Source organism: Micromonospora sp. S4605 (assembly GCF_003176715.1).
Lineage (GTDB): Bacteria > Actinomycetota > Actinomycetes > Mycobacteriales > Micromonosporaceae > Micromonospora > Micromonospora echinaurantiaca.
Genome location: NZ_QGSW01000189.1, coordinates 1 through 8,079 on the forward strand (window position 1 = coordinate 1; position 8,079 = coordinate 8,079).

Here is an 8,079-nt window from a genome sequence, read left to right on the forward strand (position 1 = left end):
GTGTGGGGTGGGCCACAGGGGGGGTGGTGTCGGGTTTGGTTACTGACGAGTAGCATCCGAGGTACCACGCCCGTGCCGGCGACCTTCGTCCGGTCCGTGCGCCGCCCGGCGGCGCGGCGGCCGGATCATGGTCGAAAAGGAGGCTCTCAAGTGCCCCGTGAAGTTCGGGATGTCGTCTTCGTCGACGGCGTCCGTACCCCGTTCGGCAAGGCGGGTGGCATGTACGCCAACACCCGCGCCGACGACCTGGTGATCCGCTGCATCCGCGAGCTGCTGCGCCGCAACCCGCAGCTGCCGCCGGAGCGGGTCGAGGAGGTCGCCATCGCCGCCACCACGCAGATCGGCGACCAGGGCCTCACCATCGGCCGGACCGCGGCCCTGCTGGCCGGCCTGCCCAAGACCGTTCCCGGCTTCGCCATCGACCGGATGTGCGCCGGCGCGATGACCGCGGTGACCACCGTCGCCGGCGGCATCGCCATGGGCGCCTACGACATCGCCATCGCCGGCGGCGTGGAGCACATGGGCCGCCACCCGATGGGCGAGGGCGTCGACCCGAACCCGCGGATCATCGCCGAGAAGCTGGTCGACCCCTCCGCGCTGGTGATGGGCGCGACCGCGGAGAACTTGCACGACCGGGTCCCGCACATCACCAAGGAGCGCACCGACGCGTTCGCGCTCGCCTCGCAGCAGAAGACCGCGAAGGCGTACGCCAACGGCAAGCTCCAGCCCGACCTGGTGCCGGTCGCGATCCGCGACCCGGAGGCCGGCTGGGGGCTGGCCACGGTGGACGAGGCCCCGCGGGACACCTCGATGGAGAAGCTCGCCACCCTGAAGACCCCGTTCCGCCCGCACGGCAAGGTGACCGCGGGCAACGCGGCCGGCCTGAACGACGGCGCCACCGCCAGCCTGCTGGCCGCCGAGGAGACCGCCCGCGAGCTGGGCCTGCCGGTCGCCATGCGGCTGGTGTCGTACGGCTTCGTCGGCGTCGAGCCCGAGGTGATGGGCGTCGGCCCGATCCCGTCGACCGAGAAGGCGCTGCGCATCGCCGGCCTGAGCATCGACGACATCGGCCTGTTCGAGCTGAACGAGGCGTTCGCCGTGCAGGTGCTCGCCTTCCTCGACCACTTCGGCATCGCCGACGACGACCCGCGGGTCAACCCGTGGGGCGGCGCGATCGCCATCGGCCACCCGCTGGCCTCCTCGGGCGTACGGCTGATGACCCAGCTCGCCCGGCAGTTCGCCGAGCACCCCGAGGTCCGCTACGGCCTCACCGCCATGTGCATCGGCATCGGCATGGGCGGCACCGTGATCTGGGAGAACCCCCACTGGGAGGGCAAAAAGTGAGCGCGCTCGCGGCACCGAACGAGGTCGTCACCAAGGCGCTGCTGCGCCAGGTGAACGTGCCGGGGCTGGACCGGCCGGCCGCCCTGATCACCCTGGACAACGGCTTCGACCACACCAAGCCGAACACCTTCGGCCCGGGCGGCCTGACCAGCCTCGACGAGGCGATCACCGCCGCGCTGGCGGCGAACCCGGCGTTCATCGCGGTCACCGGCAAGCCGTACGTCTTCTGCGTGGGCGCCGACATCGTCGGCCTGCCGGCGCTGGCCGACCGCGAGCAGGCGCTGGAGATCGGCCGGCTCGGCCACCGGGTCTTCGCCCGGCTCAAGGACAGCCAGATCCCGACCTTCGCGTTCGTCAACGGCGCGGCCATGGGCGGCGGCCTGGAGCTGGCCCTGCACTGCCACTACCGGACCCTCTCCGGCGGCGCCGCGGCGCTGGCCCTGCCCGAGGTCTCGCTCGGCCTGGTGCCCGGCTGGGGCGGCACCCAGCTGCTGCCGAACCTGATCGGCATCCCGGCCGCGACCCAGGTGATCATCCAGAACCCGCTGATGCAGAACAAGATGCTCAAGCCGAAGCAGGCTGCCGAGCTGGGCATCGCGGACGTGCTGCTGGAGCCGGCGGACTTCCTGGAGCGGTCGCTGGAGTGGGCCGCCGGCGTGGTCCGCGGCGAGGTCACGGTGACCCGGCCCGAGGTCGACAAGGACATGTGGGCGGGCGTGCTCTACTTCGCCCGGCAGACCCTCGACCAGCGGCTGCACGGCGCGGTCCCGGCCGCGTACAAGGCGCTGGACCTGCTGGAGACGGCGAAGGACGCGGACTTCGCCACCGGCACCGCCGCCGAGGACGAGGCGCTGGCCGACCTGGTCTTCTCCGAGGAGCTGCGCAGCGGCCTGTACGCCTTCGACCTGGTGCAGCGGCGGGCCAAGCGGCCGGCCGGCGCGCCGGACAAGAGCCTGGCCCGCCCGGTCACCAAGGTCGGCATCGTCGGCGCCGGCCTGATGGCCAGCCAGCTCGCGCTGCTGTTCGCCCGCCGCCTCCAGGTGCCGGTGGTGATGACCGACCTCGACCAGTCCCGGGTGGACAAGGGTGTCGGCTACGTGCACACCCAGATCGAGAAGGCGGTCAGCAAGGGCCGGATGGACAAGGGCACCGCCGCCAAGCTGTACGGCCTGGTCAGCGGCTCGGTGGACAAGTCCGTCTTCGCCGACGCCGACTTCGTCATCGAGGCCGTCTTCGAGGACCTGAACGTCAAGAAGCAGGTCTGGGCCGAGCTGGAGAAGATCGTCAAGCCGGAGGCGGTGCTGGCCACCAACACCTCCAGCCTGTCGGTCACCGCGATGGCCGCCGACCTGGAGCACCCGGAGCGGGTGGTCGGCTTCCACTTCTTCAACCCGGTGGCCGTGCTGCCGCTGCTGGAGATCGTCCGGGGTGAGCGCACCGACGACGCCACGCTGGCCACCGCGTTCGCGGTCGGCAAGCAGCTGCGGAAGTCCTGCGTGCTGGTCAAGGACGCCCCGGCGTTCGTGGTCAACCGGCTGCTCACCCGCTTCCTCGGCACGGTCTTCGCCGCCGTGGACGCGGGCACCCCGCTGGAGGTGGCGAACAGCGCGCTGGACCCGCTGGGCCTGCCGATGCGCCCGCTCGCCCTGCTCCAGCTGGTCGGGCCGGCCGTCGCGTACCACGTGGGCGGCACCCTGCACGGCGCGTTCCCGGACCGGTTCGGGGTCAGCGAGAACCTCAAGCGGATCGCCGACTCCGGCCAGCCGATCGTGGTCGACGACGAGGTCAACGCCGAGGTGGCGAAGCTGCTGGTGGTCGGCGACCAGCCGCTGACCGCCGAGCAGGTACGGCAGAACGCGCTCGACGCGCTGGCCGAGGAGATCCGGCTGATGCTCGACGAGGGCGTGGTGGCCGAGGCGCAGGACATCGACCTGTGCATGATCCTCGGCGCCGGCTGGCCGTTCCACCTGGGCGGCGTGACGCCGTACCTGGACCGCACCGGCACCAGCGAGCGGGTCACCGGCCGGCGGTTCCTGCCGCGCGGGGCCGCCAGCCTGCCCGCCTGATCCACCCCCGCTCCCCCGCGACCGCGGTGGTCGGTCGCGTCCCGACGGACGCGATCGGCCACCGCGGTCGTCTTTCTCACCCCTGTCGGGAGCCGGGCAGCGCGTCTTGATCGGCGTCACTAAAATCGCCCCGACTTCGACAAATCTGGAGCTGACTGATGTCCCAGCCGCCGGCCGGTCCCTACGGGAACCAAGGCTCGTACCCGCCCCCGTCCGGGGGCTACCCCACATCGCAGCAGCCCGGGGGCTACCCGGCGCCGCAGCAGGGCGGTTACCCGTCCCAGCAGTCCGGTGGCTACCCGCCCCAGCAGTCCGGCGGCTACCCGTCCCAGCAGTCCGGTGGCTACCCGTCCCAGCAGTCCGGCGGCTACCCGCCGCAGGGCGGCTACCCGTCCCAGCAGTCCGGTCAGCCGTACGCGCCTGCCGGCCCGCCGCCGAAGAAGAAGTCCGGCGCCGGCAAGGTCGTGCTGATCGTGCTGGCCGTGGTGCTGGTGCTCTGCCTCGGCGGCGCCGCGGTCACCTGGTTCGCGGTCAAGGACGACGTGGGCGACGCGGTGGACGCCGCCAAGACCCGGGTGGTCGCCCCGGCCACCCTGGCCGGCCGCCCGCAGATCACCGACACCGAACTCGCCTCGCTCTCCGAGCAGATGGTCAGCGAGATGAAGTCGACGGTGCAGAACGAGACCAGCGCCGTCGGCGCCTTCTACGGCGACCCGGCCAAGCAGGACCTGGTCATGGTGGCCGCCGCGTCCGGGCTGATCGCCGACCCGAAGAAGGAACTCGACGACGCGGTCAACGGCCTCTCGGCAGAGCTGTCGGTCAGCAACATGGCCGACGTCGACCCGGGTCCGCTCGGCGGCGACGCCCGCTGCGGCGACGGCAAGACCGACGCGGTGGAGCTCGGCGTCTGCGTCTGGGCCGACAAGGGCAGCGTCGGCATGATCGTGATCTTCTTCTCCTCGGCGGACAAGGCGAAGGCCGAGTTCGTCGGCATGCGCGGCCAGATCGAGCAGCGCTCCTGAGGTCGTGACCCGACGGGCCGGGCTCCCGCCACCGAGGTGGTGGGAGCCCGGCCCGCGTCGTACCGGGGTCAGGCCGACGGAGCCTCGCCGGCCGGGGCGGTGGCCGGGTTGGCGGCCCGCTCGGCGGCGCTGCGCAGCACGCAGAACTCGTTGCCCTCCGGGTCGGCGAGCACCACCCAGCCCGAGCCGTCCGGCCGGCGCTCGTCGGCTACCTGGGTGGCGCCGATGCCGAGCAGCCGCTCGACCTCCTCGTCCCGGGTCCGGTCGGTCGGCTCCAGGTCCAGGTGCAGCCGGTTCTTCACCACCTTGCCCTCCGGTACGGCCAGGAAGAGCACCTCCGGCCCGCCCGGCGGCAGCAGCATCGCCTCCGGGTCGCCGGGGAAGTCGTCGGGCTGGCGGGGGCACTCGAAGACCTGCGCCCAGAAACCGGCCAGGGCGTAGGTGTCGCGGCAGTCGATGCCGATGTTGTGGATCCGTGCGCTCACTGCTGTTCCTCCATCTCGGACGTACCTGCCCGCTCCGCCGCACTGCGCAGGACGCAGAACTCGTTGCCCTCCGGGTCGGCGAGCACCACCCAGCCCGTGCCGTCGGCGCGCCGCCGGTCGTCGACCAGGACGGCGCCGAGCCCGAGCACCCGGTCGACCTCCTGGTCCCGGGTCCGGCCGGCCGGCTCCAGGCAGATGTGCACCCGGTTCTTGACCGACCTGACCTCGGGGACCTGCTGGAAGAACACGTTCGGGCCGGCGCCGTCCGGTGGCAGCAGCACCGCCTCCGGGTCACCCGGGACGTCGTCGGCGTGCCGGGCGTAGCCGAGCACCGCCGACCAGAAGCCGGCGAGGGCGTAGGTGTCGTGGCAGTCGAAACTGATGTTGTGGATCCGTGGAAACACGGGTGAAGCCTCCGTGGTCGAGGCGCCCCGAGTGCGTGAGCGTCAGCCGGCGAGACGGGGCGCGGACGTCATGACGATGGACATTCGACGCACCCCCCTCCGCTCTCGGACTGACGGCGTGATCTTTCCATCCGCCCGGCGGTGGCCGCAACCCGGTCAGCGACTCCCCGCCGGCCCGGCGTGCTCCTCGGCGGTCACCGCCGGGGCCGCGTCCGCCGCCGGCAGCGTCACGGTCACCTCCAGGCCGCCGCCGGGCTGGGCGACGGCCTGCACGGTGCCGCCGTGCGCGTCGCAGACCGCGCGGACGATGGAGAGCCCGAGGCCGGAGCCGCGGGCCCCGGTGCGTTCCCGGCCGCCGCGGCGGAACGGCTCGAACAGCCCCGGCACGTCGGCCGGGTCCACCTCGAACCCGGTGTTCCCCACCACCAGCCAGGACCGGCACCCGTCGGAGCCGGTGCGCACCCAGAGCCGGCCGTGCAGGTGGTTGTAGCGGACCGCGTTCTCCACCAGGTTGCCGGCCAGCCGGTCCAGCAGCCCGGGATCGCCGACCACGGGCGCCGACTCCAGCGAGGTCTGCACCCGCAGCCCGATCCGCTCCACCTCCCGGCGTACCGCCGACAGGGCGTTGGCGGTGCCGGCGGCGAGGTCGCACTCGGTGCGCCGGCCGAGCCGGCGGCCGGCCTGCGCCTCGCTACGGGCCAGCACCAGCAGCGCGTCGACCAGCCCGTTGGCCCGCTCGGAGGCGTCCCGGACCACGGTGGCCATCCGGCGGTACTCGGCGGCGTCCGCCTCGTCGTCGCTGAGCGTCACGTCGATCTCGGTGCGCATCACGGCGAGCGGGGTCCGCAGCTCGTGCGAGGCGTTGGCGACGAACCGCTTCTGCGCCTCGAACGCGGCGGCGATCCGGTCCAGCATCGCGTCGAACGTCTTGGCCAGCTCGGCCACCTCGTCGTCCGCGCCCGAGTAGCCGATCCGCTGGTCCAGGGTGGCCTCACCGAGTCGCTGGGCGGTGGCGGTGACCTGGTGCAGCGGCCGCAGCGCGCGCCCGGCTACCGCGTACGCCCCGGCGACCCCGACCACGCTGATCGCCAGCAGCGCGACCAGCCCCTTGGCCAGCAGCTCCGCGGAGGCGGCGTCGACCAGTTGCCGCTGCCACTGCGCGGCGTCCAGCGTCCGCCCGTCGGCGAGCACCACGGTGGTGCCGGGGAGCAGTTCGTCGGTCGGGCGCAGCGCGTCGCGGACCAGCAGCCAGGCCAGCAGCACCAGGATCGCCCCCGCGCCCACCAGCAACACGCCGTTGAGCAGGGTCAGCCGCAGCCGCAGGGTGGGCCGCAGGCGCGACCGACGGCTCGTACGCTCGCTCATGCCTCCACCTCGGCCGTGCGGTAGCCGGCGCCGACCACCGTCTCGATCAGCGGTGGGTCGCCGAGCTTCTTGCGCAGGGTCATCACGGTGACCCGGACGATGGTGGTGAACGGGTCGGTGTTGGCGTCCCAGACCCGTTCCAGCAGCTCCTCGCTGGAGACCACCGCGCCGCGTGCCTTGAGCAGCTCGCACAGCACGCCGAACTCCTTGTTGGTCAGGTCGACCGGCACGCCGCCGCGGGTCACCACCCGGCGGGCCGGGTCGAGCACCAGGTCGGCCAGGGACAGCACCGGCGGCGCGGCCGGGGTGGCCCGCCGGCCGAGCGCCTGCACCCGGGCCACCAGCTCGTCGAAGGCGAACGGCTTGGGCAGGTAGTCGTCGGCGCCGAGCTGCAACCCCTCCACCCGGTCGGCGACCGTGCCGCTGGCGGTCAGCATCAGCACCCGGGTCAGCGTGCCGGAGGCGGCCAGCTCGGCGCAGATCTGGTCACCGTGCATGCCGGGCAGGTCGCGGTCGAGCACCACCACGTCGTAGCGGGTGACGAAGGCCAGCTCGTGACCGCTGTCGCCGTCGTAGGCGACGTCCACCGCCATGCCGCGCCGGCGCAATCCGCGCGCGATCGCGTCCGCGAGGTTCCGCTCGTCCTCGACCACCAGCACCCGCATCCCGGTCCTCCTCGCCGCTGACCACCCGACAACCTAGTGCCGGCCGCCAAACCAGCGTCCCGCGCCGTCCCGGTCGGCCGCCATTGCAGAAAACCTTCGTCGTACGTAATGCTTTTGGCGGGAAACTACGAACGGACGGACCTGTCATGACCGACGCGGCGGCCCGGCGGGACATCGCCTACCAGGGCTTCCGGCTGCCCGGCGACCTGGCCGACGGGGAGGCGGCCGGGGTACGCGCGGCGGCCGGGGGCCTGGCGCTGGCCGAACCGGCCGGCCGCCGGGAGCACCCACTCGCCGACGGCAGCACCGCGATGTACGAGTGGGGCAGCTGGACCGCCCCACCGGTGCCGGTGGGCTTCGCCGTGTACGAGGTGGTGCCGTCCTGGACCGCCGACAGCCCGGCGGGCTGCTGGCTCCGGGTCGAGCTGCGCGGCTGGCACGACGACCGCCCGGCAACCGGCTGGTACCTGCTCGCCGACTGGGCCGCCGACGACGCCACGGTGCGGCGCACCTCGGTGCCCGGGCAGCGCGACGGGGACGCCCGGGTGGACACCGACACGCTCGTCGTCGGCGACGCGACAGTCACCGGCTGGCAGGCCCGGGTGTCCCTGTTCCGGCCGGTCGGCGCGGCGGCCGGCCCGGTGCTGCGCTCCGTCGGCGCGGCGCCGGCCGGCGTGCACCTTGCGGGCGCGCGTGATTGCCTCCAGCAGCGCGGCGCGGTCCTCCGG

General features: G+C 73.2%; 7 protein-coding genes and 1 pseudogene. 4 read left to right on the plus strand and 4 right to left on the minus strand.

The window, feature by feature from the left end; all coding sequences use genetic code 11:
• Positions 1 to 150 precede the first annotated feature (150 nt).
• The 3 genes from DLJ47_RS15440 (at position 151) to DLJ47_RS37650 (ending at position 4,432) form a co-directional block, all read left to right on the plus strand.
• The gene (locus DLJ47_RS15440) at positions 151 to 1,344 is read left to right on the plus strand and encodes a thiolase family protein (protein ID WP_109900704.1); all 1,194 of its coding nucleotides are present in this window, start codon (positions 151 to 153) and stop codon (positions 1,342 to 1,344) included.
• Positions 1,341 to 3,410, plus strand: a complete 2,070-nt coding sequence (locus DLJ47_RS15445; protein WP_109900705.1) for a 3-hydroxyacyl-CoA dehydrogenase NAD-binding domain-containing protein — start codon at positions 1,341 to 1,343, stop codon at positions 3,408 to 3,410. Before DLJ47_RS15440 ends, DLJ47_RS15445 begins: the two co-directional genes overlap by 4 nt.
• Before the next feature lie 158 nt (positions 3,411 to 3,568).
• Positions 3,569 to 4,432 carry a hypothetical protein gene (locus DLJ47_RS37650; RefSeq protein ID WP_109900706.1) on the plus strand — a complete coding sequence of 288 codons (864 nt, stop codon included), beginning with the start codon at positions 3,569 to 3,571 and terminating at the stop codon, positions 4,430 to 4,432.
• Positions 4,433 to 4,500: 68 nt separating this feature from the next.
• Here DLJ47_RS37650 and DLJ47_RS15455 read toward each other — a convergent pair whose 3' ends face one another.
• The 4 genes from DLJ47_RS15455 to DLJ47_RS15470 form a co-directional block, all read right to left on the minus strand.
• Positions 4,501 to 4,917 carry a VOC family protein gene (locus DLJ47_RS15455; protein WP_109900707.1) on the minus strand — a complete coding sequence of 139 codons (417 nt, stop codon included), beginning with the start codon at positions 4,915 to 4,917 and terminating at the stop codon, positions 4,501 to 4,503.
• Positions 4,914 to 5,321, minus strand: coding sequence for a VOC family protein (locus tag DLJ47_RS15460; protein WP_109900708.1), 408 nt, complete (start codon positions 5,319 to 5,321; stop codon positions 4,914 to 4,916). Before DLJ47_RS15460 ends, DLJ47_RS15455 begins: the two co-directional genes overlap by 4 nt.
• 156 nt (positions 5,322 to 5,477) lie before the next feature.
• The gene (locus DLJ47_RS15465; protein ID WP_109900709.1) at positions 5,478 to 6,686 is read right to left on the minus strand and encodes a sensor histidine kinase; all 1,209 of its coding nucleotides are present in this window, start codon (positions 6,684 to 6,686) and stop codon (positions 5,478 to 5,480) included.
• Positions 6,683 to 7,351 carry a response regulator transcription factor gene (locus tag DLJ47_RS15470; protein WP_088995308.1) on the minus strand — a complete coding sequence of 223 codons (669 nt, stop codon included), beginning with the start codon at positions 7,349 to 7,351 and terminating at the stop codon, positions 6,683 to 6,685. Before DLJ47_RS15470 ends, DLJ47_RS15465 begins: the two co-directional genes overlap by 4 nt.
• A 146-nt stretch (positions 7,352 to 7,497) precedes the next feature.
• Here DLJ47_RS15470 and DLJ47_RS15475 point away from each other — a divergent pair.
• A pseudogene (locus DLJ47_RS15475) lies at positions 7,498 to 8,079 on the plus strand (peptidase C39 family protein); the annotation flags it as partial.